The following is a 24468-nucleotide window of genomic DNA, read 5'->3' on the forward strand; positions in this document are numbered from 1 at the left end:
CCAGCGGAGCCTGCCCATGAGCGATGCCCATAACGCCCTGATCACCCAGTTCTACACGGCCTTCCAGCGCCTGGACGCCGACGCGATGGCCGCCTGCTACACCGAGGATGTGGTGTTCAGCGACCCGGCCTTCGGTGAGTTGCGCGGGCGCGATGTCGGCGATATGTGGCGCATGCTGACCACGCGTGCCAAGGACTTCTCCCTGACGTTCGACAACGTGCGCAGCGATGATCGCAGCGGCGGTGCGCATTGGGTGGCTACGTACTTGTTCAGTGCCACCGGCAACACCGTGGTCAATGATATTCAGGCGCGGTTTGTGTTGCGCGACGGCAAGATCTGCGAGCACCACGACAGCTTCGACCTGTGGCGCTGGTCGCGCCAGGCATTGGGCACCAAAGGCTTGCTGCTGGGCTGGACACCGCTGGTGAAAAACGCCGTGCGCGCCCAGGCGAACAAAGGCTTGAAGGCATTTCAGGCGAGTCGTTGATAAGCTTGGCGTTCCTCTGGTTTGTTGAATCCGCCTGTGACTGATCCTGTCGAACCCAAACCCTGGTTTGTGTACCTGGTGCGCGCCGCCAATGGCGCGCTGTATTGTGGCATCAGCAATGACCCGGTACGCCGCTTTGCCTCGCACCAGAGCGGCAAGGGCGCGCGGTTTTTCCTCTCCAGCCCGGCGGTGGCGTTGGTCTATACCGAGCAGTGCGCAAGCAAAGGCGAGGCGCTGCGCCAGGAGCGGTTGATCAAGAAATTGAAGAAGAGCGCCAAGGAGTGTCTGGCGGCCAGTGGTTCATTGATCTGACTGATGGGCGGCTATCACACCCACTGAGCCCGTTGCAGGCTAAGCTGCGGGTTCATTTGTCCAGTGGACCCCAGCATGTCTGAGCTAATCCTGCACCACTACCCCACGTCCCCCTTCGCGGAAAAAGCGCGGCTGCTGCTGGGCTTCAAAGGCCTGTCCTGGCACTCGGTGCATATCTCGCCGGTGATGCCAAAGCCGGACCTGACTGCCCTCACCGGCGGCTACCGCAAGACCCCGGTGCTGCAAGTGGGTGCCGATATCTATTGCGACACCGCCCTGATCGCCCGCCGTCTGGAGCAGGAAAAATCCGCGCCGGCGTTGTTCCCGCTGGGCCAGGAGATGATCACCCAAACCTTCGCCACCTGGGCCGACAGTGTGGTGTTTGCCCACGCCGTGAGCCTGGTGTTCCAGCCTGAGTCGGTGGCGGTGCGTTTCGGCAAGTTGCCGCCGGAAGCGATCAAGGCGTTCCTCGCGGACCGCGCCGCGCTGTTCAGCGGCGGCACGGCCAGCAAGCTGCCGGCGGAACTGGCCAAGCACCAATGGCCGGCGATCATGGCGCGCCTGGAGCAGCAATTACAGCGTGAACCGGGGGACTTTCTGTTTGGCGAGCCGTGCATTGCCGACTTTGCCCTGGCCCATCCGTTGTGGTTCCTCAAGGCGACGCCCGTGACCGCGCCGTTGGTGGATGCGTATCCGGCCGTGTCGGCGTGGTTGGGCCGCGTGCTCGGTTTTGGTCACGGCACCGCCAGCCAGATGAGCGCCGAGCAAGCATTGGACGTTGCGCGCAACGCCACACCGGCGCCGTTGCCCGCGGAAGTGTTCGAGGACTTGAATGGCTTCCAGCCCGGTCAGCAGGTGAGCATTAGCGCCATCGATTACGGGGTCGACCCGGTCGCCGGCGAATTGCTCTTTGCCGGGCGCGAAGAGCTGATCCTGCGCCGCACCGACGCGCGAGCGGGCACCGTGCATGTGCATTTTCCGCGCTTCGGTTTCCGCATCCAGGCGCACTGATTAAAAATAATTTGCACATAAACGTGAGGTAAACCGGCGGCCCATCCGTGTAGTGCTTGAAACTGCGATTTATTCGCATTAACAGCGTTTTCTACACGGGTTCTCACAGCATGAAGTCGATGGCGGGCGGTTTGGTTAAACAGTGGCTGGGAGCCTCGGTATTGGTGGTGTCGGGGCTAGCGTTGCTGCCGTTGTGCGTGGCACAGGCGCAAGAGCAGCAAAGTGCCCAGTTCAATTTTGCCCTGGCCGCCAAGCCGCTGCCCCAGGCCCTGAGCGACTTCAGCCGGGTGACCGGCATCAGCGTGATCTACACCGACGAAGCGCCCTACGGCCTCAACGCCCCGGCGGTCAGCGGGCAGATGAGCGCCACGGCGGCCTTGCAACGCCTGCTGGGCGACTCCGGCTTCACGTTCCGCCAAATCGATGCCCGCACATTGGCCCTGGAGCCGCTACCCACCGATGGCGCGCTCAACCTCGGCGCCACCACCATCAGCGGCGTCGGCCAAACCCAGGACAGCACCAGTTACCAGCCGCCGCCCACCAGCTCGGTGATGCGCTCCCATGCGTTGCTGCTGGAAACCCCGCAAACCGTCAATGTGGTCCCGGCGCAGGTCTTGCGTGACCAGACCCCGCGCAACCTGGACGATGCCTTGGGCAATATCAGCGGCATCACCCAGGCCAACACCTTGGCCAGCACTCAGGACGCGGTGATGCTGCGCGGCTTCGGCGACAACCGTAACGGTTCGATCATGCGCGACGGCATGCCGATAGTGCAGGGGCGCGCATTGAACGCCACGGCCGAGCGCGTCGAAGTGCTCAAGGGCCCGTCCTCGTTGCTGTATGGCATCCAGGACCCGGGCGGCGTGGTGAATATCGTCAGTAAAAAGCCCGAGTTGAGCCCCTCCACGTCCCTGACCGTGCGCGGCTCCACCTTTGGCGACGGCAAGAACGGCAGCGGCGGCGGCCTCGACACCACCGGGCCGATCGGTGATTCGGGCCTGGCCTATCGCCTGATCGTCGACCACGAAGACGAAGACTACTGGCGCAACTTCGGCACCCATCGCGAAACGCTGGTTGCCCCGTCCCTGGCCTGGTACGGCGACAGCACCAAGTTGCTGTTCGCCTATGAACACCGCGAGTTTCTCTCGCCGTTCGACCGTGGCACCGCCATCGATAAGTCCAACCACCCGTTGGACATCCCGTCCACCCGGCGTCTGGATGAACCGTTCAACAACATGCAAGGCCGCTCCGACCTGTACCGCTTCGAAGCCGACCATGACGTGAACGACGACTGGAAAGCCCACTTCGGCTATAGCTGGAACCGCGAGACCTACGATGCCAGCCAAGTGCGCGTCAGTGCGGTGAATGACAACGGCACCCTGACCCGCAAAATGGACGGCACCCAGGGCGCGATCACCACCGACCGTTTCGCCACCGCGAGCCTGGAAGGCAAGGTCAACGCACTGGGCATGCAACATGACGTGGTGTTCGGCCTGGACGACGAGTACCGCAAGATCTATCGCGCCGACCTGATCCGCCAGGCCTCGCGCACCACCTTCAACTACAACAACCCGGTGTACGGCAATGAAGTGGCGGGCAGCACGGTCAGTGCCACCGACAGCGCCCAGACCGACCTGCTGCGCAGCGACTCGGTGTTTTTCCAGGACGCGATTCACCTGAACGAGCGGTGGATTTTTGTCGCCGGCGCGCGTTACCAGATGTACGACCAATACGCCGGCAAGGGCGTGCCGTTCAAGGCCAACACCAACGGCAACGGCCAGGCCTGGGTGCCGCGCGCCGGCCTGGTGTATCGCTACACCGACGAGTTGTCGTTCTACGGCAGCTACACCGAGTCGTTCAAACCCAACTCCACCATCGCCGCCCTGGCCGACAACAGCACCTTGACCGGCGACCTGACGCCCGAGGAATCCAAATCATGGGAGTTGGGCGCCAAGCTCGACATCCCTGGGCGCATCACCGCCAGTGCGGCGTTGTTCAATATCGACAAGCGCAACGTCCTGGTCTCGGTGGGCTCCAATGCCAACACGGTCTACAGCATCGCCGGCCAGGTGCGCTCCCGGGGCTTGGAACTGGACGCCAGCGGCCAGCTGACCGACCAGTGGAGCGTGATCGGCAGCTACGCCTTCACCGACGCCGAAGACGTCAAGGACAAGGACCCGACCCTGCAAGGCAACCGCCTGCAGAACGTGGCCAGGCACACCGGCTCGCTGTCGGCGGTGTATGACTTCGGCAACGTGTTCGGCGGCGATCAATTGCGAGTCGGCGCGGGTGCGCGTTATGTGGGCGAGCGCGCAGGCGATGCGGCCAACGACTTCAACTTGCCGGGCTACACCGTGGCGGATGCGTTCGCCACTTACGACACCAAAATTGAAGGGCAGAAGGTCAAGTTCCAGCTCAACGTGAAGAACCTGTTTGACCGCACCTACTACACCTCGGCGGCCAGCCGGTTCTTTGTGTCGATGGGGGATGCACGGCAGGTGTCGGTGTCGAGCACGCTGCAGTTCTAAAAGGGGCAGCGGTGACCTGGGGTTGCGGATCAGCACCGATCCAAAGTGTGGGAGGTCAGCCCGCTCGCCATAAGGGGGCGCAGCTGTTAGCGTTGCCGGCACTGATGGCTTGGCGGGAAACGACACCGATGCACTTTGGACGATGGCTGCACCTGCTGTGCTTGAGCTTGTTACTCAATGGTTGCGCCAGCGTTTCGCCGACCTCCACCTCGGCCACCCTCGATCGAATGCTGGCCGACCCGGCCCTCAACGGCGCCACCGTCTCCCTGATGGTGCGCGACGCCCGCAGCGGCGCCACGCTTTACCAATACAATCCGCGTACGCGGCTGGTGCCTGCCTCGAATCTCAAATTGCTGACCACCGCGGCCGCTATGGAGGTGCTGGGGCCGCAATACCGGTTTTCCACGCAGTTGCGCGGTAACGGCGTGCAGCAAGGCGAGCGCCTGACCGGCAACCTTTACCTGCGTGGCCTGGGCGACCCCACCACGCAGCTCGCCGATTACCAGGCGCTGGCCGCGCAGCTGGCGAGCCAGGGCGTGCGTCAAGTGCAGGGGGACCTGGTATTTGACGACACCTGGTTCGACACCGAACGCCTGGGTGTCGACTGGGCGCAGGACGATGAAAGCACCTACTACGGCGCGCAGATTTCGGCGCTCACGGTGTCGCCCGACACCGATTTTGATGCGGGCACCTTGATCGTCACCGCCAAGGCCCCGGCGACAGCCGGCCAGCCGGTGAGTGTGGTGCTAAGCCCGCCAACCGATTACGTACAACTGAGCAATCGCGCGGTCAGTGGCCCGGGCAATACGTACGGCATCACCCGCCGGCACGGCACCAACCTGCTGCAACTCACCGGTGCGCTGGCGCCGGGCGAGCAACGCCGAGAGTGGGTGAGCGTCTGGGAGCCGACGCAACTGGTGGCCAACCTGTTTGAACAGGCGCTGGCGCAGCAGGGCATCAAGGTGCTGGGTCGACGCGTGATCGGCGGTGCCACCCCGAACACCGCGACGCTGTTGGCAGAGCATCAGTCGGCGCCGTTGCAGGCACTGATCACGCCGCTGCTCAAGCTCTCGAACAACAACATGTCCGAAGCCTTGCTCAAGGCCATGGGGCGCCAGACGGCGAATGCGGGCACCGCCCAGGCGGGCGTGGCAGCGGTGGCGGCGTTCATGCAGCGCCAGGGCCTGGACCCGGCGACGCTGAGCCAGGTGGACGGCTCGGGCTTGTCGCGGCGCAATCTGGTGTCGTCGCAGAACTTGACCGACCTGTTGCTGGCCACGGCCAGACAGCCCTGGTTCAAGGCCTGGTACGACGCGCTGCCGATCGCCGGCAACGCAAACCGCATGAGCGGCGGCAGCCTGCGTTATCGCTTGCGCGGCACGCCCGCTGAAAACAACCTGCACGCCAAGACCGGCTCCATGGCGGGCGTCTCGTCGCTCAGTGGCTACATCCAGGATGCCGACGGGCGACGCCTGGTGTTCTCGATGCTCAGCAACAACTACCTGGGCGATGCGGCGCCGATCCGCGCCCTCGAAAACCGCCTGGCTGTGGCCCTGACCCAGTGGCGCGACTGATTCAGGGCTGATAGCCCATGCGCCAACTCACGGCCCGGGTCGCCGCCAGCAAGCGCTGCGCCGCCGGGCCATCTTCGTCGGCGTGGAACAGCGAGGTAGGGCCGACCACCGTCATCACCGCTGCGACGTGCCCGACCGCGTTGAACACCGGTGCCGACAACGCGTCCACGCCCGGCATCAGCAACCCGTGTACAAAATGCAGGCCACGGCGGCGGATCTGCTCGCAGGTGATGGCGTAGGCCCCGTCGTCCGCCAGCGCATGGGCAAGACCTGCCTGCACCTCACGCTCGCGCAGCTCCACGGTTTCCCGCAACGGCAGGAAGGCGCTGAACACCAGCCCGGTGGATGAGCTGAGCAGTGGCAATACCGAGCCCAACTGCGTCACCACCGTGACCGCGCGCACCGCCGGTTCGATCTGCACCACGGTTGCGCCCTGGTTGCCCCATACCGCCAGAAAGCAGGTTTCATTCAACTCGTCGCGCAGTTCCGCCAGGGGCAGGGCGCCGACTTTCAACACGTCCATGCTGCCCAGCGCGGCCAAGCCGACGCGCAAGGCTTCGCGGCCCAGGCCATAGTGGTTGGTGGCGGTGTTCTGTTCGGCAAACCCGGAGGCGATCAAGGCCTGCAGGTAGCGGTGTACCTTGCTCGCTGGCATTTGCACATGTTCGGCCAGGCGCGACAGCGAGGTGGCCGGCGCCAACTCGGCCAGCGCTTTGAGAATGTCGGTACCCACTTCGGCCGAGCGGACTTTCTGTTTACCGGTGTCGCGGGGCTTTTCCATGGAGGGGCGGGAATCCAAGAGATGAATGGGCGTCTTTATAGCTTGACGCTCGATAGTGATCAAATTACGTTATGCGTAAATCGATTACGATAAAAATAACGTGATACAGAGGATGCTCCATGAACCTCGAATACCTGTCGGGCTTCGGCAATGAATTCGCCAGCGAAGCCCTGCCCGGCGCGCTGCCGGTCGGCCAGAACTCCCCGCAAAAAGCGCCGTATGGGCTGTACACCGAACTGTTCTCCGGCACCGCGTTTACCATGGCGCGCAGCGAAGCCCGGCGTACCTGGCTCTACCGCATCCAGCCCTCGGCCAACCACCCGGCGTTCGTCAAGCTGGACCGGCAGTTGGCCGGTGGGCCGCTGGGCGCGGTGACACCCAACCGACTGCGTTGGAACCCGCTGGATATTCCGAGCGAGCCGACCGATTTTATCGACGGCCTCGTCGGCATGGTTGCCAACTCGGCGTCGGAAAAACCCGCAGGTATCAGCATTTATCACTACCGCGCCAACCGTTCGATGGAACGCGTGTTCTTCAACGCCGATGGCGAGTGGTTGATCGTTCCGGAGCAGGGCCGCCTGCGTATCGCCACCGAACTGGGGGTGCTGGAGGTGCAACCGCTGGAAATCGCCGTGCTGCCGCGCGGGCTCAAATTCCGCGTCGAACTGCTGGATGCGCAAGCACGCGGTTATATCGCCGAAAACCATGGCGCCCCGTTGCGCCTGCCGGACCTGGGCCCCATCGGCAGCAACGGCCTGGCCAACCCGCGCGACTTCCTCACCCCGGTCGCCCATTACGAAGACCTGAAGATACCCACGACGCTGGTGCAGAAGTTCCTCGGCGAGTTGTGGGCCTGCGAGCTGGATCATTCGCCACTCAACGTGGTGGCCTGGCACGGCAATAACGTGCCGTACAAATACGATCTGCGCCGCTTCAATACGATCGGTACGGTGAGTTTCGATCATCCGGACCCGTCGATCTTCACCGTACTGACGTCGCCGACCAGCACCCACGGCCTGGCCAACCTCGACTTCGTGATCTTCCCGCCACGCTGGATGGTGGCCGAGAACACCTTCCGCCCGCCGTGGTTCCACCGCAACCTGATGAACGAATACATGGGCCTGATCCAGGGCGCCTACGATGCCAAGGCCGAAGGCTTCCTGCCCGGCGGTGCGTCGCTGCACAGCTGCATGAGTGCCCATGGCCCGGACGGCGAGACCTGCACCAAAGCCATCAACGTCGAGCTGGCGCCGCACAAGATCGACAACACCATGGCCTTCATGTTCGAGACCAGCCAAGTGCTGCGTCCCACCCAGTTCGCCCTGGACTGCCCGCAACTGCAACCCGCTTACGACGCGTGCTGGGCCGCGCTGCCCGCCACCTTCAACCCGAACCGGAGATAACCCATGACTCAACAGACGCTAGCCCGCAGCTGGGTGGCTTCGGCCAACGGTCACCGTGATTTCCCGCTGCAGAACCTGCCGCTGGGTATCTTCAGTATCAACGGCTCGGCACCGCGCAGTGGCGTGGCGATTGGTGACTGCATCTTCGATCTTCACGCTGCGTTGGACGCGTTTGACGGCGAGGCCCGTCGTGCCGTTGAAGCGACCGCCGGCGGCCAGTTGAATGCCTTCTTCGAACTGGGCCGTGGCCCGCGCGTGGCTTTGCGTGAACGCCTGCTGGAACTGCTGGCCGAGGGCAGCCCATTGCACGCACGCGAGGCCCAGGTACTGCATCGCGCCGCCGGTTGCCAGCTGCATGTGCCGGCGCGGATCAACGACTACACCGATTTCTACGTGGGCATCGAACACGCGCAAAACGTCGGCAAACTGTTCCGTCCTGACAACCCGTTGCTGCCCAACTACAAGTACGTACCGATTGGCTACCACGGCCGCGCGTCGACCATTCGCGCGTCGGGTGCCGAGGTGCGTCGCCCCAAAGGCCAGACGCTGCCCGCCGGCCAGGCCGAACCGACCTTCGGCCCGTGTGCGCGTTTGGACTACGAATTGGAACTGGGGATCTGGATCGGCCCGGGCAATGCCATGGGCGATTCGATTGCCATTGGTGACGCGGCCGAGCATATCGCCGGTTTCTGCTTGCTCAACGACTGGTCGGCACGCGATATCCAGGCGTGGGAATACCAGCCGCTGGGGCCATTTTTGTCGAAAAGTTTCATCACCACCATCTCGCCCTGGGTGGTCACGGCCGAAGCGCTGGAGCCGTTCCGCAAGGCCCAGCCGGCCCGCCCCGAGGGCGACCCGCAACCGCTGCCGTACCTGCTGGACAAACGTGACCAGGCCAACGGCGCCCTGGATATCGAGTTGGAGGTGCTGCTGACCACCGCCGCCATGCGTGAACAGAACCTGCGGGCCCATCGCCTGGCCCTGAGCAACAGCCTGCATATGTACTGGACCGTGGCGCAGCTGGTGGCGCATCACAGTGTCAACGGCTGCCAGTTGCAGGCCGGTGATCTGTTCGGCACCGGCACGTTGTCCGGGCCGCAGGCGGGGCAGTTCGGCAGCCTGCTGGAGACTACCGAAGGCGGCAAGAAGGTGATCGAATTGCCGTCCGGCGAAGTGCGCAGGTTCCTCGAAGACGGCGACGAGATCATCCTGCGCGCCCGCTGCAAGCGTGAAGGCTTTGCCTCCATCGGCTTCGGCGAATGCCGGGGTACCGTGGTTGCGGCACGTTAAGAGGGGCGGGTGATGGAACTCTATACCTACTACCGCTCCACCGCGTCGTACCGGGTACGCATTGCCTTGGCGCTCAAGGGGCTGGACTGTACGGCGGTGCCGGTCAACTTGCTGTTACCGGCGGGCGGTGCCAATCGCCAGCCGGAATACCTGGCCATCAACCCGCAAGGTCGCGTGCCGGCGTTGCGCCTCGATGAGGGTGAGCTGCTGATTCAGTCTTCGGCAATCATCGAGTACCTGGACGAACGTTATCCACAGGTGCCGTTGCTGTCCAAGCACCTGGCCACCCGTGCCCACGAGCGTGGCGTTGCGGCAATTATCGGCTGCGATATCCACCCGCTGCACAACTCCAGCACCCAGAACCTGTTGCGCCAGTGGGGGCATGATGAGGCACAGGTGCTGGAGTGGATCGGTCATTGGATCAGCCAGGGGTTGGGCGCGGTGGAGCAGTTGATTGGCGACACAGGGTTTTGCTTCGGCGAGCAGCCGGGGCTGGCGGATGCGTTCCTGGTTCCGCAGCTATATGCGGCACAGCGCTTCAAGGTGCCGTTGGCGGCCTACCCGCGTATTGGGCGGGTGGCGGCGTTGGCGGCGCAGCATCCGGCGTTCATTCAGGCCCATCCCGCCCACCAACCCGACACCCCATAACGCTCAAGGCGCCCACATTGGATCGGGGCCGCCTACCCATAAAAATAAGTAGGTACCTTGCGATGCACACTCAGATTGCCAGCTTTCGCGCGGCACTCGACGCCCGTCCGGTGTCGCGCTATCAGTGGTTGATCCTCCTGTTACTGGCGTTGCTGCTGGTGACCGATGGCTACGATGCCCAGGTGCTGGGCTATGTGGTGCCGGCGCTGGCCAAGGACTGGGAGCTGGAAAAAGCCGCATTCGGGCCGGTGTTCAGCGCCAACCTGTTGGGGCTCACACTGGGCTCGCTGCTGGTAACGCCCCTGGCCGACCGGTTTGGTGTGCGGCGCATCCTGCTGGGTTGTGTGTTGATCTACGCCAGCCTCACCGTGCTGATGGTGTTCGCCAACTCGCTGACCACGCTGATGGCCGCGCGGTTTACCTGTGGCATCGGCATGGGCGGTGCGATGCCCAGTGCCATGGCGTTGATGTCGGACTATTCGCCGCCACGCCTGCGCACCTTGATGGTGACCCTGGCCGCGTGCGGGTTCTCCTTCGGCGGCGCGGCGGGTGGGTTTGTGGCGGCAGGGTTTATCGACAATTTTGGTTGGCAGTCAGTATTTCTGGCAGGCGGCGTTACGCCGTTGCTGTTGTTGCCGTTTTTGGTGTGGCTGCTGCCTGAATCCTTGCCGCGCCTGTTACGCGACGCATCGCCGTATCTGCGATTGCGCAGCGTCACCGCGCGCATGCTGCCCGATTGGCAACCGCCGCCGGCGAGGGAGGCACAAAACCTGCACGAGCAGGGCAGCAAGCTGACGGTGGTGGAGCTGTTTCGCAACGGTTACGCGCGCCCGACCTTGCTGATCTGGTCGACATTCTTTGTCAGCCTGATCCTGTTGTATTTCATGATCAGTTGGCTGCCATCGTTGTTGCTCGAAAGCGGCCTGGCGCTGAAGCAAGCCAACCTGGTGACCTCGATGTTTCTGTTTGCCGGCACCCTGGGTGCGATCGGCATGGCCTGGTTTGCCGACCGCCTCAAAAGCGAGGTGCGGCTGTTGTCCGGCGTGTTGGCGGCAGCGGCGGTGTGTACCGTTCTGCTGGGGTTGAACCACGACAATCCGCGCTACCTGGTGGCCTGTGTGTTCGCAGCCGGTTTCTGCATCATCGGCGGGCAGTTGACCCTTAACGCCTTCGCCAGCAATTTCTACCCGGCACATGTTCGCGCTACCGGCACGGGCTGGGCGTTGGGCGTGGGACGTTTCGGTTCGATCCTGGGGCCGCTGTTCGGCAGCCTGTTGCTGGCCATGCATATTCCTGTGCAGCAGATTTTTTTCTTCTGCGCGATCCCGGCAGTCATTGCCGCGTTGCTGATCATCCAGGTGCGCGCGCCGGTGAGCCAAGCGCCGAAGCTCGCGCTGCATGGCGATATTCTCAAAACGCCGCAGGCTTAGTGCACCACGGAGTTGGGCGGCAGGTGCCCCAGCCGCTCGGTCAGGCGCAGGCGCTGGATGGGGTCTTCGCTGAGCAACAGTGCGTGTTCCAGGTCGAAGCGTTCGGCGTTGGGGCAATCCAGGCGTTGGTACAGGCTGGCCCGCGCCAGGTAATCGGCGGCGTTGGCGCTGCCCAGTTCCAGCACGCGCTCGGCGTCAATCAGGGCGGCTAATGGTTTGTCATTGGAAAGGTGCAGTTGACGCAGGTTGCGTGACAGCCGTTGCAGGATCGAACGCGGCTCGGCCGTCAGCAGATGATCGGCCTGCAACTTGAGCTTGGGGCCATATTGGCGTTGCAGCAGTTCGCGGCAATCGTTGGGGTACAGGCGCCGGCCGCCGCATGGGTCCAGCAGGTGATCGGCGCCGGGCACCCGCAGCAGGAAATGCCCTGGGAAATTCACCCCGGCCATCGGGATTTGCAGGCGTCGCGCCAGTTCCATGGCGATCAGCCCCATGGCCAGCGGTTGCCCGCGTTTGCGTTGTAACACCTTGTCCAGCAGGGCAGCGGCGGGGCGCAGCGGGGTGAACTCGTCTTGGGCAAAGCCCAGGTCGTTCATGCGCCGCAGTAACGGCTGGCCCAACTCATCCGCCGGCAGCATGGGCATGCCCAGGCTGACCTGTTGTTGCAGCAATGCGAGGCCCTGCAGGATGTCCAGCGGCTGCACCGTCGGGTCGTGCTCGGCGGCGATCCATAGCGCGGCTTCGAACAGCGCCGGTGGCGAACGTTGCAGGCAGGCGAAAAAGGCTTGGCGGGGCGTCATTGCGTTCTCCGGCGGATGCTCCCGTTTTAGCCTTGCCAGGAAAATTCGTCCAGTGCCTTAAGACACATCCTACCTGCTTATGTCGCAAGTCCCGCAAAACCTGGCGGCTTATTCCAGTGCGCTCCGGCAGTTTTCTGCCGCCAGCCTATACTTGGCGACACAAGAAGTGATTCGGGAGCTTGACGATGTTTGCTCTCATGCACAGCACCCGCCTTGAATCGCTGCACCTGAGCATCGACCCGGTCACGGGGCTCAAGGCGATCATTGCCATCCATAACAGTCGCCTGGGGCCCGCTTTGGGCGGCTGTCGCTATATCGCCTACCCCGACGACGAAAGTGCGATGGCGGACGCCGCGCGCCTGGCCCAGGGCATGAGCTACAAGGCGGCCCTGGCCGGGTTGCCGGTGGGCGGTGGCACGGCGGTGATCCTGCGCCCGGCGCATGTGGAAAGCCGCGCTGCGTTGTTTGAAGCCTTCGGGCGGTGTGTCGAGCAACTCAATGGCCGCTACATCACCGCCATCGACAGTGGCACCTCGGTGGCCGACATGGATTGCATCGCCCAGCACACCCGCTTCGTCACCAGCACCACCGCCGCCGGCGACCCTTCGCCTCATGCGGCCATGGGCGTGTTCGCTGGCATCCGCACCACCGCCATGGCGCGCCTGGGAAGCGACAACCTCGAAGGCCTGCGCGTGGCCATCCAGGGCCTGGGCAACGTCGGATATGCCCTGGCCGAGCAACTGCACGCCGCCGGCGCCGAACTGTTGGTCAGCGACATCGACCACGGCAAGGTGCAACTGGCCATGGCACAACTGGGCGCACACCCCATCGCCAACGACGCCTTGCTCAGCACCCCATGCGACATTCTTGCGCCCTGCGGCCTGGGCGCCGTGTTCAACCGCACCAGTGTCGGCCAACTGCGTTGCGCCGCCGTGGCCGGGTCCGCGAGCGCGCAACTGACCAACCTGCAAGTGGCCGACCAGTTGGAAGGCCGCGGTATCCTCTATGCCCCGGATTATGTGATCAACTCCGGCGGCCTGATCTACGTCGCGCTCAAACACAGCGGCGCCGAACTGCCGACCATCACCGCGCACCTGTCCAACATCGGCAAGCGCCTGACCGAGATCTACGCCCATGCCCAAGCGGAAAAACGCTCCCCCGCACGGGTGGCGGACGAACTCGCCGAGCGCCTGCTTTACCCATGAGCAGGCATTAAAAAGGCCCTGAATCATGGACTCAGGGCCTGTTCAATTCGGGCTTTATTCGGCCGCTGCGTTGAGCAATTCGGACAACGCGTCCGGCTGGCTCTTGAACGCCTTGGCAAATACATCGCGGTTCTTCGCCATGTAGATCCCGGCTTCCTCCACCTGCTGCTCGCTCAGGGACGGCACGGCTTTTTGCAACACTTCTGCCAGCAACTCAGCGAGTTCAAGCATTTTGTCATGACGGTCAGCTTCGGCTTTATCCATGAACAAACGCTCCAGATCTCGGCTGCTGCGGTATACCACTTCGACGGCCATTCACCACCTCACATGCCTTCACGATAGTTGTCTTTTGCTACTACTGTATCGATATACAGCTAAGAGGATATGCCAAACGCCGGGGTTTGGATAGTAGGTTTTTAATGTAGTCGGGAAATGGTCAATCTGTGCCTCATGTCACCCCGCCATCATCTTATACCCGCCTCTGGCCTTTTTTCTGCATGCAGAACAACCGTCACGTCCAACCCGCATTATCCGGTCGAACCGACCTAAGGAAGCACCTTCGTGAAAATCAACTGGGCCGAAAAGCTGCGCCAGCAAGTCCATGGGCTGGCCGAGTCGCTGGGCAATCTGTTTGTGGAGTCGTTCCACTACCTGGCGCTGTTCGCCATTGGCGCGGTGACCGCCTGGGCGGCGGTGATGGAATTTCTGGGGATGCTGGAGAACGGGCACATCAAGATCGATGACATCTTGCTGCTGTTCATCTATCTGGAACTGGGCGCCATGGTCGGGATTTATTTCAAGACCAACCACATGCCCGTGCGTTTCCTGATCTACGTGGCCATCACCGCGCTGACGCGCCTGCTGATCTCTAACGTGTCGCACCACAACCCGCCAGACCTGGGCATCATCTACCTGTGCGGCGGCATTCTGCTGTTGGCTTTCGCGATTCTGGTGGTGCGCTATGCGTCGTCGGCGTTTCCGTCGGTGAAGGTCGAAGGCCCGCGTCGCAAGGGCGAGGCGAGCCTGGAGACGGAGAAAGGTGAGCTTTAAAGCCCGACGCTGAAGGGCAGGGTGCGGCTGGGGGGCCTTTGCAATAGTTTGTGATTGTCGCCATCCGTCATCACGGCCAGGATCTCCATCGCGCTGTGCCCCTGCTCGATGGCGATGCCGAATTGGATGCTCTGCACCAGGCGTTTGAGCCGTTGCGGGTCGTTGCGTTGTTCGGCGCTGATCATGCGCTTGGCCACCACGCCGGTGTCATCGGAAAGGGTGAGCATGATGCTGCCGTCAAGCCGTTGAATGCTCAGGTTGACCCGGTATTTTGGGCTGAAGGTGTCGGTGATGATCTGAAAAGGATTGTCCATGGTGCGTTACCGCCTGATAAGAACATGCAGTCATTGACGACCGGTGTCGGGATTAGTTCGCATTGCCTGACCACCGGCCAAAGTCCATTTCCCTCAGAAGCTCTACAGCAAGGGCCGTGCCGTATAACGCCCTATCAGACCGTGGGATGCTCATGTGGAAGGGGGCTTGCTCCCGATAACGGTGCATTGGCCAATGAATGCTTGGCTCAAAGGCCGCTATCGGGAGCAAGCCCCCTCCCATATGTGTTTTGCGTTGTGCTGGAAGTCGGTGGGCTATTTCAGGGCAGCACGGAGAAAACGATCGCAGACAGCGCAATCAAACCGATCAGCACCACAAACACATTCGATACCTGTCCAGAATACTGGCGCAAAGATGGCACTCGACGAATTGCGTACATCGGCATCAGGAACAGCAAGCACGCGATGATCGGCCCGCCCATGGTCTCGATCATGCCCAGGATGCTCGGGTTGAAAGTGGCCACGGCCCAGCAGGTGAGCACCATGAACAGTGCGGTGCTGCGCTCCAGCCATTTGGCTGACAGCGTGCGGTTGCGCCCGCGCAGGGATTTGACGACCAGGCCTTGGAAGCCTTCGCTCGCACCGATGTAATGGCCGAGGAAGGATTTGGTGATGGCCACCAGCGCGATCAGCGGTGCAGCGTAGGCGATCACCGGGGTCTGGAAGTGGTTGGCCAGGTACGACAGGATCGAAATGTTCTGGGCCTTGGCCGCCGCCAGGTCCGCTGGTGACAGCGCCAGTACGCAACTGAAGCAGAAGAACATCACCGTCAGCACCATCATGCCGTGGGCGGTGGCGAGAATACCGCTGCTTTTGCGCTCGGCCATCGGGCCGTACACGCGTTTTTGGTCGACGGCGAAGGCCGAGATGATTGGCGAATGGTTGAACGAGAACACCATCACCGGGATCGCCAGCCACAGCGTCTGAAAGAACATCGGCAGCGGCATGCCCTCCCTGGCGGAGGCGAAGAATGCGCCGTTCCAATTGGGAATCAAGCTGAATGCCAACAACAGCAGCGCCGCGACGAACGGGTAGACGAGCACGCTCATGGCCTTGACGATCATGCCCTGGCCACAGCGCACAATCGCCATCAGGCCGAGGATCAGCACCAGCGACAGGATCGCCCGGGGCGGCGGCGTCAGGTGCAGTTGGTGTTGCATAAAACTGCCGAGGGTATTGGTCAGCGCCACGCTGTACACCAGCAAAATCGGGAAGATCGCAAAGAAGTACAGCAGGGTGATCAATTTGCCCGCGCCGACGCCGAAGTGTTCTTCGACTACGTCGGTGATATCGCCGGATTTGCCTGACAACACAAAGCGCGTCAGCCCACGGTGGGCGAAGAAGGTCATCGGGAAGGCCAGCAAGGCCAGCACGATCAGCGGCCAGAAGCCGCCGACCCCGGCGTTGATCGGCAAGAACAAGGTGCCCGCGCCGATGGCGGTGCCGTAGAGGCCGAGCATCCAGGTGGTGTCGTGCGGGGTCCAGCCGGTGGTGACGGTGCTTTCTACACGTTCAGGGTTTTCGGCAGCAGGTGTACGTACATCGGTCATCGATATTGCCTCGTTATTATTTTTGCGCGGGCTCACGTTGGGGCGGTCAGGGAATGCTCCTCAGCATTCCACCCAGCTCACGGCCAGGCCGCCCCGTGAAGTTTCTTTGTATTTGTCATGCATGTCGGCGCCGGTGTCGCGCATGGTGCGGATGACCCGGTCGAGGGAAATGAAGTGTTTGCCGTCGCCGCGCAGGGCCATTTGCGTGGCGTTGATCGCCTTGACCGCCGCGATTGCGTTGCGCTCGATGCAGGGCACTTGGACCAAGCCGCCGACCGGGTCACAGGTCAGGCCGAGGTTGTGCTCCAGGCCGATTTCGGCGGCGTTTTCCAGTTGCTCGGGCGTGGCGCCGAGGATGTCGGCCAGCCCGGCGGCGGCCATGGCGCAGGCCGAACCGACTTCGCCCTGGCAGCCGACCTCGGCGCCGGAGATAGAGGCGTTTTTCTTACACAAGATGCCGACGGCGGCTGCGGCCAGGAAGAAGTTGACCACATCGTCATCGGACGCGTCGGCGTTGAACTTCATGTAGTAATGCAGCACTGCCGGGATGATCCCCGCCGCGCCATTGGTCGGCGCGGTGACCATGCGCCCGCCGGCGGCGTTCTCTTCGTTGACGGCGAGGGCGAACAGGTTGACCCACTCCATGGCTGACAAGGTCGAGGTGATGACATTGGGTTTGCCTATTTCCAACAGGCTGCGGTGCAATTTCGCCGCGCGCCGTGGCACATCCAGGCCGCCTGGCAAGATGCCTTCATCGCGCAGGCCTTGCTCCACGCATGCGCGCATCACCGACCAGATATGCAGCAGGCCGCTGCGGATTTCTTCGTCACTGCGCCAGGCGCGTTCGTTGGCCATCATCAGTTCGGAAACGCGCAGGTCATGTTTATTGCACAGGGCCAGCAGTTGCGCCGCACTGGAAAAGTCGTAGGGCAACTCCACATCGCTGGTCGGCGCGATACCGGACGCCGCTTCAGCCGCGTCGATGATGAAACCGCCGCCTACCGAGTAGTACGTTTGCTCGCTGAGCAGGCCGCTGTCGCCATAGGCGTGCAGGGACATGGCGTTGGGGTGGTAGGGCAGGCTTTCGTCCAGCAGTAGGAGATCGGTGTGCCAATCGAAGGCAATGTCTTGTGAGCCGGCCAGCAACAAGCGGCCGGACTCACGCAACCGCTGGATACGGGTGTTGATCGAAGTGGGGTCGACACGGTCCGGCCACTCGCCCATCAAGCCCATCACGCAGGCGCGGTCGGTGGCGTGGCCGACACCAGTGGCGGACAGCGAACCGTATAAGCGCACTTGCACCCGTCGGGTTTCGCTGAGCAATTGCTGATCGCCCAAGGCTTGGGCAAAGGTCGCCGCCGCCCGCATGGGGCCAACGGTATGGGAACTGGACGGGCCGATGCCCACCTTGAATAGATCGAAAACACTGATAGCCATGCTAAAGCCTTACAAGCAATGGAGTAGGAATCGCTGCCATGTTTTGTAGGACGAGCGCAATTGGCGTGATACTGAGCCTCTGGATTGGCACTGACCAACGAATTATCCTAAGACACCCTTTAGCAGGACTAAACTCTATGGCCCGCCCCCTTCATGGTCAGACCTACGTCTGGCTCCATGTGTTTTCATGCGCGGCACGGCATTTGTCGTTCACCCGTTGCGCCGAAGAACTGCACATCACACCGGGGGCGGTGAGCCAGCAAATCCGCCAGTTGGAGGAGCGCTTGGGCTTTCGACTGTTTCACCGGCGAGCCCGTGGTGTGGAACTCAGCGCCGAAGGGCAGCGGCTGGCGGCTACGGTGGGAGAGGCTTACGGCAGCATCGATGCCGAATTGCAGCGGCTGGATGCGGGCATGATCAGTGGCACCTTGCGCCTGCGTTCGATCCCTTCGTTTCTCGGCAAGTGGCTCACCCCGCGTTTACCGCGTTTACAGCAACGTTTCCCGGATATCCAACTGCGCATGGTCGCCGAGGACAGCAGCATTGCGCTGCACGAGGGCGACTTTGACCTGGCCATCGACCTGAACGACGGCAGCTACCCCGGCCTGTTATCTACCGCATTGCTGGATGAGCAGATCTTTCCGGTGTGCGCGCCGAGCTTGCTGCGGGGGCGCCCACCGCTGCATGGCCCGGCCGACCTGGTGCATTTCCCGCTGCTGCACGACATCACCGCCTGGCGTGGGAGTTATGAGTACGCCGAGTGGGAGTTTTACCTGAACGCTATCGGCTACCACGTCGCTGACGTGCGTCGCGGCCACACGTTCAACCGTAACCACCTGACCATCGAAGCCGCCATTGCCGGCATGGGTGTAGCGATTGCGCGACGCACGTTGCTTAACGATGAATTGGAACGCGGCACCTTGATCGTACCGTTCGGCCTGGCCGTGCCCAACCATAAACGCTATGTGTTGCTGTATGCGCCGGGCGCGCTGAGCCATCCGGGCGTGCGGGCGGTACATGACTGGCTGGTGGAGGAAGCGGAGATTTTTCGCGGATTGCATCCCTTGGGAGAGGGGCAATTGTGAGGTTCGCTGAGCGTAAGAAGATGTAACTAACTCCCCACCCTAACAGCGTTTCTGCTTGTCGTCAGGCTTAATTTGTAATGTAGGATTTATCTTTGCAAAGGGGTTGAATTGTTCCTGCAGGTGCTCAATTGTGTAATCAAGAGGTCATGGTTTCACCACCCCGGTGTCGCAGTTGTGACCTCTCGCGAGCTAGCTGAAATAAGGGAAGAACTATGCAAATCCAAGTCAATAGCGATAACCATATTGAAAGCAGCATCCGACTGGAGGAGTGGGTACGTACTACCATTGAGAGCACGCTCGAACGTTACGAAGAAGACCTGACCCGTGTGGAGGTCTACCTGCGGGATGAGAACGGCGACAAGCCCGGTCCCCATGATTTGAGTTGCCGCCTGGAAGCGCGGCCAAAAGGTCATCAAGCTATCTCGGTACTGCACAAGGCCGATACTCTGGAACAGGCGATCGACGGTGCGGCCACCAAGCTGGACCATGCGTTGGAACACCTGTTTGGCAAATTACAAGGCAAGCCTCGCGCTGCCGGGAAGAACCAGCCCATCAACAAAGTGAATGAAGACGCGCTGGAAGAGGAATTCCTGGAAAACGAAAACGCTGTGATCAACGGCTGATCGATTTTTAACCCTCCCTACAAACGGGCCTGCAAATGCAGGCCCGTTTTCGCTCAACGGCCGCGTCGGAAAAAATACCGGCTCAGCACTGCCAAGCCGCCGGCACCCAACCCCGCAAACAGCATGGCCCAACCGGTGCCATTGCGCAGTGCCGCCTGGGCGTCGTTGACGTTCAGCCCCACCGTGCCCAGTTTGCCGGCGGCAATGCTTTGGCTGATGGCCGGCCAATCCATGGCGGTGCTGTCGGGTAACGTTGCGGCCAGTTGGTGGCTGATCCCCAGCAACAGCACCAGGCCCATCAGGGCGATGTTGAGCGCCAGGGTAATCAGCCGGGCACTGAGGTCGATGCCCGAGGCCATGCCCGCGCGATCCGCCGACACCGAGCCGGTGGTGGTGTTGGTGGTGGGCGAGTTGGTCAGCGCCAGGCCCACCCCGGCGATCACGCAACTGAGCAGCACCAGCCCGATACTCGGCCGTTCAGCCCCGTTGGCCGCAGCCATGGCCAAAAAGCCCGCCCCCATCAAGCCCAGCCCCAGGGGGATGACGCGTTCGGCACCGTAGCGCAGGGCCAGGCGTTCGGCCAATGGCGGCACCAGCAAGGTGGGCAAGGTGTAGGCGAGCAGGGCGCCGCCGGTGGTCAGGGTGTCGTAGCCCAGGCCCGCCTGGAAGTACAGCGGCAGGTAGATCATGAACGGCCAGAAGCTGAAGTTCATGCCGATCGAGCCCATCAACGCGCCATTGAAACGCTGGATGCGAAACACCGAAAAGTCGAACATCGGGTGCGCGCTGCGCCGTTCAACAAGGATGAACAGCACTAACCCTACTACCGCCAAACCCGCCCAGGCGAGCATGGCCGGTGTACCGAAGCCGTGTTCGCTGCCTTGGGTGATGAAGTAAACCAGGGCGAATACCGACAGCGTCAACGTGAGCATGCCGGCGATGTCCAGCCGGTGCGCGGCCGGGTCGCGGGACTCCGCCACGCTGACACGCAACAGCGCCAGGGTGAACAGGGTCAGCGGCACGTGCACCAGGAACACCCAGCGCCAGTCCGCCAGCGCCAGGATCACAGCGCCCACCATCGGCCCGAAGCCCAGGCCCACGCCGGCGATCACGCCCCAGATCGCAAATGCCCGCGCCCGTTCCGCCGGCTCGCGAAACAGGTGCGACAGAATGGCGAACTGGCAGATCATCATTGCGCCGCCGCCGATACCCTGTACAAACCGCGCCACGATCAGCGTGACGGCCGAATCGGCCAGCCCGCATGCCAGCGAGGCCAGCCCAAATACCCACAGGCACAGCACCAGCATGCGCCGCCGGCCAAAGCGGTCGGCCAGCGTACCCGCCGCCATCAGCACGCTGGTGCAGGCCAGGGTGTAGGCGTTCATGATCCACTGGGCGTCCTGAAAGCCCGTGCCCAGTTGTTGCTCCAGGGTGGGCAGGATCACCGGCACGCTGGAGATCTCCAGGCCGAACATCAGGGCCACCAGGCACACGGCGGTGAGGGCGAGATTATTCCTGGCGGTGCTTGGGGCGCGGGAGGTCGATAACGTCGTGGCGGGTGGCATGGGATTCTCCTTTCGATAGTGGGTCGGTTTATTCTCAGGGGAATCTGTTTCTTTATTTGTGATAAGTTTTCCGCGTATAGGGGAATATTGGATGACAAATAAAGCATGGCCACTGCGCGTTTTGATGGCGTTGAACTCTTTTTGCACATCGTCGAAAGCGGCAACCTGACCGAGGCCGCCGAGCGGCTGAACCTCACGCGCTCGGCGGTGGGTAAAGGCTTGGCGCGGTTGGAGGCGCGGTTGGGCACATGCCTGTTGCAGCGTTCTACCCGTCGCCAACGCTTGACCGAAGACGGGCAGGCTTATTACGAGCATTGCTTGCGCGCACTGGCGGAACTCGAGGCGGCCGAATCGGTGTTGGAAAGCGGTCGGCAACAGCCGCGCGGGCGTTTGCGGGTGAGTTTGCCGCTGGCCTTCGGGCATCACTATGCGGCGCCCGCGTTGTGGGGCTTGATGGATCGCTACCCAGCCTTGGAGATCGAAATTTGCTTCGCCGACCGGCTGGTGGACTTGGCGCAGGAGGGCTTCGACGTCGCCGTGCGGATCGGCCCGCTGCCCGACACCGACCGCCTGAGCGCACGGCGCCTGGGGGAACAATCGGTGTGCCTGGCGGCGGCACCGGCGTATATGCAGCGCGTCGGTCCGATTGAGTCCATCGAAGACCTCGCCGCCCATCGCGGCATCGCCTACCGTTACAACACACCGCACCGTTCCCGCGTGGCTTCGCCGTTGCTGGTGGACGATTTGCAGGCCGTGGCCGACGCCGCCATCGCGGGTGTCGGCCTGGCCTGGCTGCCGAGTTGGCTGGTTGCCCATTATGTGCTGCGCGGGCAGTTGGAAGCGGTGCTGCCCGGTTACCGCGAGCAGCCGTCACCCATTCATGTGATCTGGCCGACTGCGACGCATATGCCGGCCAAGACGCGCTGTGCGATCGACGCGCTGGTGGCGGCCACGCCCAGTTGCCTGGCGGGTAGTTGATCAGAACGCAATGGACGTCTGCACATACACCGTGCGCGGCTCACCCACATACTTACCCTTGTTGTTGTCATCGAACGAGCGCGTGAAGTACTGCTTGTTGAAGATGTTTTTCACCCCCACCGCCACATTCAAATCCGACAGTTGCGGGCCGAAGTCATAGGCCGCGCGGCTGCTGAACAGCATGTAGCCGGGGGTGCGCCCGTTGGCGCCGTCTGCGCTTTCGGCCTGGGTATTGGCGTTGTCGGCGAACTGGCTGCTCTGGTAGCTGCTGTCCAGGTTGAGCTTCCAGCGGCCTTCGGTGTAGCCCATGCCGAGAGTGCCTTTGTGCTTGGACGAGAAGGGCACGCGGTTGCCTTTGTTCGGGCCGTCTTCACGGATGGTGGCGTCGACATAGGCGTAGGTGGCATACACATCGAAGCCGGCCAGCGCCGGGCTCAAGCCGTCCAACGCATAGTTGACGCTGGTCTCGATGCCTTGGTGGCGGGTTTCGCCACGGGCGATCACCGAGTCGTTGGTCTGGTTGCTTTCGTACTGGTTGTCGAAGTTGATCAGGAACGCACCGATTTCCGCGCGCAGGCTGCCGTTGTCATAGCGCGTGCCCAGTTCCCAGGTGCGGGCTTTTTCCGGTTTCACTTCGCCGCTGGTCACGCGGTTGGGCATCTGGCTGTACTGCACGCTGCCAAATGAGCCTTCGGTATTGGCGTAGAGGTTCCACTCGTCGGTCAGGTGATACAGCACGTTCAACGCCGGCAGGGCGGTGTTGTAGTCACCCTTGTATTTCACGTTGGTAAGGTTGTTGGTCTGCTGGGACTCGATCACCTCGTAGCGAATGCCCGGTGTGAGGGTCCACTTGCCGATATCGATGCGGTCGTCGATGAAGAACGCATTGGCTTCGGTACCGCCGCGTGTGTCGCGGTCGTTGCGGCTGTTGGTGGTGGGGATTTGCTGGTTGTTGGCCGAAATCGGCGTGCGGTAACGCAGTTCGTGGCCGGCCTCGTTGATGTAGCGGTAGCCTACGCCCACTTCATGGCTGGTGGGGCCCAGGTCGAAGCCTTGGGCGAAGCGGGTTTCCAGGCCGCGCACCCAATATTCACGCGGCGACAGCGAGAGGAACGTGCCCTGGTCCAGGTAGCCGCTGCGCAGGGTCTTGGTGAAGAAGCTGTTGACGGTGAATTCACGGCGATCCTGTTCGTAGCGATAGCCCACGTTGAACATCGTACGGCGGCCCCAGAATTTGTCGTAGGGGCGGGTGGACTGGTACGGGTCGGCCTTGTAGTCCGCCACGTTCAAGCCGCCGGGCATATCCGCCTGGCCTTCGTAGTACTGCGCCATGGCGTTGAAGCTGTTGGCGTCGTCAAGTTGGTACTTGCCCTTGAGGATCAGGTCGTCGATTTGTGTATCGCTGCGCTCGCGCCAGTCGCCGCCACGGGTGCCGGAATATAGAATCGCGCCGCCCAGGCCGTTGTCGGCAGTGCCGCCGGCCAGCAGGTTGCCGGTGGTCTTGAAACCGTCGTGGCTGGACGACGGGCTGGTCTCGGTCTGCAAGCCGCCTTTGACGGTGGGCGCATCCGGGATCGCGCGGGTCACGAAATTGACCACGCCGCCGACGTTCTGCGGGCCGTAGCGCACGGCGCCGCCACCGCGCACCACGTCCACCGCGTCCATGTTGCCCATGCTGATCGGCGCGAACGACAGTTGTGGCTGGCCGTACGGCGCAAAGGGCACCGGGATGCCGTCCATCAGCACTGTAGAGCGCGACGCCAGGCGCGGGTTGAGGCCGCGAATGCCGAAGTTCAGCGCCATGTCATGGCTGCCGGTGCCGTTGTTGTCCGGCGCGTTGACGCCGGGGATGCGGTTGAGCACGTCCTTGGCCTGGGTGGCGCCTTGGCGTTCGAATTCTTCGCGGCGGATCACGTCGCGGGCGCCGGGGTGTTCGAACACGTTGGTTTGCGCCGCATCGCCGAGCCAGTCCCCGACCACGCTGGAGGTTGCCAGTTCGACGCTCGCCGGTGCGTTCGCAGGTTGCAGGCTGAAGGCGTTGTCACCTTCGGCACGGGCTTGCAGGCCGGTGCCTTCCAACAATTTTTGCAGGCCTTCGGCGGCGCTGTAATTGCCGGACAGACCACGGCTCTGCATGCCGGCCGTGAGGTCGGAACCGAAGGAAATCAGCACGCCGGCTTCGCGGCCAAACTGGTTCAGCGCTGCCTCAAGCGAGCTTGGGGCGATGTGATACGGCTTGGCGTCGACGGCCATCACACAAGGCAAGACTGTGAAACTGAGGCTGGCGCCCAGGAACAGTTGGCGCAAGGTGCGGGCGATGAGGGTCGGCTGCTGGGGCATGAGGAGCGGTCCTGAGAAGGAAGGTTCAAGGTGGCTTTC

Annotated in this window: 22 protein-coding genes; 14 read left to right on the forward strand and 8 right to left on the reverse strand. The window is 62.6% G+C overall.

The window, feature by feature from the left end:
• The first annotated feature begins 16 nt into the window (after positions 1–16).
• From KSS96_RS05780 to dacB, 5 genes are all read left to right on the forward strand, one after another.
• A complete protein-coding gene (locus tag KSS96_RS05780; protein ID WP_017526231.1) occupies positions 17–487 on the forward strand; it encodes a nuclear transport factor 2 family protein in 471 nt (156 codons plus the stop codon).
• Positions 488–523: 36 nt separating this feature from the next.
• Complete coding sequence (locus KSS96_RS05785) at positions 524–799, forward strand: GIY-YIG nuclease family protein (protein WP_017526232.1); 276 nt, start codon at positions 524–526, stop codon at positions 797–799.
• 75 nt (positions 800–874) lie between these two features.
• A complete protein-coding gene (locus tag KSS96_RS05790; RefSeq protein ID WP_017526233.1) occupies positions 875–1810 on the forward strand; it encodes a glutathione S-transferase family protein in 936 nt (311 codons plus the stop codon).
• A 110-nt stretch (positions 1811–1920) separates the two neighbouring features.
• Positions 1921–4338, forward strand: a complete 2418-nt coding sequence (locus KSS96_RS05795) for a TonB-dependent siderophore receptor (RefSeq protein ID WP_217855808.1) — start codon at positions 1921–1923, stop codon at positions 4336–4338.
• Between the two features lie 128 nt (positions 4339–4466).
• The gene (gene dacB / locus KSS96_RS05800) at positions 4467–5912 is read left to right on the forward strand and encodes a D-alanyl-D-alanine carboxypeptidase/D-alanyl-D-alanine endopeptidase (protein WP_026067134.1); all 1446 of its coding nucleotides are present in this window, start codon (positions 4467–4469) and stop codon (positions 5910–5912) included.
• A 1-nt stretch (position 5913) separates the two neighbouring features.
• On the opposite strand, the gene KSS96_RS05805 is transcribed toward dacB, so the two are convergent.
• Complete coding sequence (locus KSS96_RS05805; protein ID WP_017526236.1) at positions 5914–6693, reverse strand: IclR family transcriptional regulator; 780 nt, start codon at positions 6691–6693, stop codon at positions 5914–5916.
• 119 nt (positions 6694–6812) lie between these two features.
• Here KSS96_RS05805 and hmgA point away from each other — a divergent pair, with 119 nt between their 5' ends.
• From hmgA to KSS96_RS05825, 4 genes are all read left to right on the forward strand, one after another.
• Positions 6813–8096, forward strand: coding sequence for a homogentisate 1,2-dioxygenase (gene hmgA / locus KSS96_RS05810; protein WP_017526237.1), 1284 nt, complete (start codon positions 6813–6815; stop codon positions 8094–8096).
• Positions 8097–8099: 3 nt separating this feature from the next.
• A complete protein-coding gene (gene fahA, locus KSS96_RS05815) occupies positions 8100–9386 on the forward strand; it encodes a fumarylacetoacetase (protein WP_217855810.1) in 1287 nt (428 codons plus the stop codon).
• A 12-nt stretch (positions 9387–9398) separates the two neighbouring features.
• Positions 9399–10034, forward strand: a complete 636-nt coding sequence (gene maiA / locus KSS96_RS05820; protein WP_068937555.1) for a maleylacetoacetate isomerase — start codon at positions 9399–9401, stop codon at positions 10032–10034.
• Positions 10035–10096: 62 nt separating this feature from the next.
• Positions 10097–11464 (forward strand): MFS transporter, encoded by a 1368-nt coding sequence (locus tag KSS96_RS05825; protein ID WP_065877248.1) that lies wholly within the window; start codon positions 10097–10099, stop codon positions 11462–11464.
• Here the strand turns inward: KSS96_RS05825 and KSS96_RS05830 are convergent.
• Positions 11461–12264 (reverse strand): SirB1 family protein, encoded by an 804-nt coding sequence (locus KSS96_RS05830; protein ID WP_065877247.1) that lies wholly within the window; start codon positions 12262–12264, stop codon positions 11461–11463. The genes KSS96_RS05825 and KSS96_RS05830 overlap by 4 nt on opposite strands.
• A 185-nt stretch (positions 12265–12449) precedes the next feature.
• Between KSS96_RS05830 and KSS96_RS05835 the strand changes: the two genes are divergently transcribed.
• Entirely contained in the window at positions 12450–13469 is a 1020-nt protein-coding gene (locus tag KSS96_RS05835) for a Leu/Phe/Val dehydrogenase (RefSeq protein WP_017526242.1), read from the forward strand.
• 54 nt (positions 13470–13523) lie between these two features.
• On the opposite strand, the gene KSS96_RS05840 is transcribed toward KSS96_RS05835, so the two are convergent.
• Entirely contained in the window at positions 13524–13784 is a 261-nt protein-coding gene (locus KSS96_RS05840; RefSeq protein ID WP_003171979.1) for a YebG family protein, read from the reverse strand.
• A gap of 246 nt (positions 13785–14030) precedes the next feature.
• On the opposite strand from KSS96_RS05840, the gene KSS96_RS05845 reads away from it, so the two are divergent.
• Positions 14031–14519, forward strand: coding sequence for a phosphate-starvation-inducible protein PsiE (locus tag KSS96_RS05845; RefSeq protein ID WP_017526243.1), 489 nt, complete (start codon positions 14031–14033; stop codon positions 14517–14519).
• Here the strand turns inward: KSS96_RS05845 and KSS96_RS05850 are convergent.
• From KSS96_RS05850 to KSS96_RS05860, 3 genes are all read right to left on the reverse strand, one after another.
• Positions 14516–14833 carry a DUF3509 domain-containing protein gene (locus tag KSS96_RS05850; protein WP_017526244.1) on the reverse strand — a complete coding sequence of 106 codons (318 nt, stop codon included), beginning with the start codon at positions 14831–14833 and terminating at the stop codon, positions 14516–14518. The genes KSS96_RS05845 and KSS96_RS05850 overlap by 4 nt on opposite strands.
• A gap of 278 nt (positions 14834–15111) precedes the next feature.
• Positions 15112–16401 (reverse strand): serine/threonine transporter, encoded by a 1290-nt coding sequence (locus KSS96_RS05855; RefSeq protein ID WP_065877246.1) that lies wholly within the window; start codon positions 16399–16401, stop codon positions 15112–15114.
• Positions 16402–16461: 60 nt separating this feature from the next.
• Positions 16462–17838, reverse strand: coding sequence for an L-serine ammonia-lyase (locus tag KSS96_RS05860; RefSeq protein ID WP_017526246.1), 1377 nt, complete (start codon positions 17836–17838; stop codon positions 16462–16464).
• 137 nt (positions 17839–17975) lie between these two features.
• Here KSS96_RS05860 and KSS96_RS05865 point away from each other — a divergent pair, with 137 nt between their 5' ends.
• Complete coding sequence (locus KSS96_RS05865; RefSeq protein ID WP_017526247.1) at positions 17976–18923, forward strand: LysR substrate-binding domain-containing protein; 948 nt, start codon at positions 17976–17978, stop codon at positions 18921–18923.
• Positions 18924–19135: 212 nt separating this feature from the next.
• A complete protein-coding gene (locus KSS96_RS05870) occupies positions 19136–19546 on the forward strand; it encodes an HPF/RaiA family ribosome-associated protein (protein ID WP_017526248.1) in 411 nt (136 codons plus the stop codon).
• A 53-nt stretch (positions 19547–19599) separates the two neighbouring features.
• On the opposite strand, the gene KSS96_RS05875 is transcribed toward KSS96_RS05870, so the two are convergent.
• Positions 19600–21111 (reverse strand): MFS transporter, encoded by a 1512-nt coding sequence (locus KSS96_RS05875; protein ID WP_065877245.1) that lies wholly within the window; start codon positions 21109–21111, stop codon positions 19600–19602.
• 105 nt (positions 21112–21216) lie between these two features.
• Between KSS96_RS05875 and KSS96_RS05880 the strand changes: the two genes are divergently transcribed.
• Positions 21217–22089, forward strand: a complete 873-nt coding sequence (locus KSS96_RS05880) for a LysR family transcriptional regulator (protein ID WP_065877244.1) — start codon at positions 21217–21219, stop codon at positions 22087–22089.
• Here the strand turns inward: KSS96_RS05880 and fecA are convergent, their stop codons facing one another.
• Positions 22090–24429, reverse strand: a complete 2340-nt coding sequence (fecA, locus tag KSS96_RS05885) for a TonB-dependent Fe(3+) dicitrate receptor FecA (protein WP_065877243.1) — start codon at positions 24427–24429, stop codon at positions 22090–22092.
• Positions 24430–24468 lie beyond the last annotated feature (39 nt).

Source organism: Pseudomonas asgharzadehiana (assembly GCF_019139815.1).
Taxonomy (GTDB): domain Bacteria; phylum Pseudomonadota; class Gammaproteobacteria; order Pseudomonadales; family Pseudomonadaceae; genus Aquipseudomonas; species Aquipseudomonas asgharzadehiana.

Bases quoted from the DNA above. Each gene is read 5' to 3' on its own strand.
- KSS96_RS05805 (WP_017526236.1), bottom strand. From the start codon at position 6,693: ATGGAAAAGCCCCGCGACACCGGTAAACAGAAAGTCCGCTCGGCCGAA.
- KSS96_RS05830 (WP_065877247.1), bottom strand. From the start codon at position 12,264: ATGACGCCCCGCCAAGCCTTTTTCGCCTGCCTGCAACGTTCGCCACCG.
- KSS96_RS05780 (WP_017526231.1), top strand. From the start codon at position 17: ATGAGCGATGCCCATAACGCCCTGATCACCCAGTTCTACACGGCCTTC.
- KSS96_RS05855 (WP_065877246.1), bottom strand. From the start codon at position 16,401: ATGACCGATGTACGTACACCTGCTGCCGAAAACCCTGAACGTGTAGAA.
- KSS96_RS05825 (WP_065877248.1), top strand. From the start codon at position 10,097: ATGCACACTCAGATTGCCAGCTTTCGCGCGGCACTCGACGCCCGTCCG.
- KSS96_RS05875 (WP_065877245.1), bottom strand. From the start codon at position 21,111: ATGCCACCCGCCACGACGTTATCGACCTCCCGCGCCCCAAGCACCGCC.
- dacB (WP_026067134.1), top strand. From the start codon at position 4,467: ATGCACTTTGGACGATGGCTGCACCTGCTGTGCTTGAGCTTGTTACTC.
- maiA (WP_068937555.1), top strand. From the start codon at position 9,399: ATGGAACTCTATACCTACTACCGCTCCACCGCGTCGTACCGGGTACGC.
- hmgA (WP_017526237.1), top strand. From the start codon at position 6,813: ATGAACCTCGAATACCTGTCGGGCTTCGGCAATGAATTCGCCAGCGAA.
- fahA (WP_217855810.1), top strand. From the start codon at position 8,100: ATGACTCAACAGACGCTAGCCCGCAGCTGGGTGGCTTCGGCCAACGGT.
- KSS96_RS05795 (WP_217855808.1), top strand. From the start codon at position 1,921: ATGAAGTCGATGGCGGGCGGTTTGGTTAAACAGTGGCTGGGAGCCTCG.
- KSS96_RS05850 (WP_017526244.1), bottom strand. From the start codon at position 14,833: ATGGACAATCCTTTTCAGATCATCACCGACACCTTCAGCCCAAAATAC.
- fecA (WP_065877243.1), bottom strand. From the start codon at position 24,429: ATGCCCCAGCAGCCGACCCTCATCGCCCGCACCTTGCGCCAACTGTTC.
- KSS96_RS05835 (WP_017526242.1), top strand. From the start codon at position 12,450: ATGTTTGCTCTCATGCACAGCACCCGCCTTGAATCGCTGCACCTGAGC.
- KSS96_RS05790 (WP_017526233.1), top strand. From the start codon at position 875: ATGTCTGAGCTAATCCTGCACCACTACCCCACGTCCCCCTTCGCGGAA.
- KSS96_RS05860 (WP_017526246.1), bottom strand. From the start codon at position 17,838: ATGGCTATCAGTGTTTTCGATCTATTCAAGGTGGGCATCGGCCCGTCC.
- KSS96_RS05840 (WP_003171979.1), bottom strand. From the start codon at position 13,784: ATGGCCGTCGAAGTGGTATACCGCAGCAGCCGAGATCTGGAGCGTTTG.
- KSS96_RS05865 (WP_017526247.1), top strand. From the start codon at position 17,976: ATGGCCCGCCCCCTTCATGGTCAGACCTACGTCTGGCTCCATGTGTTT.
- KSS96_RS05880 (WP_065877244.1), top strand. From the start codon at position 21,217: ATGGCCACTGCGCGTTTTGATGGCGTTGAACTCTTTTTGCACATCGTC.
- KSS96_RS05870 (WP_017526248.1), top strand. From the start codon at position 19,136: ATGCAAATCCAAGTCAATAGCGATAACCATATTGAAAGCAGCATCCGA.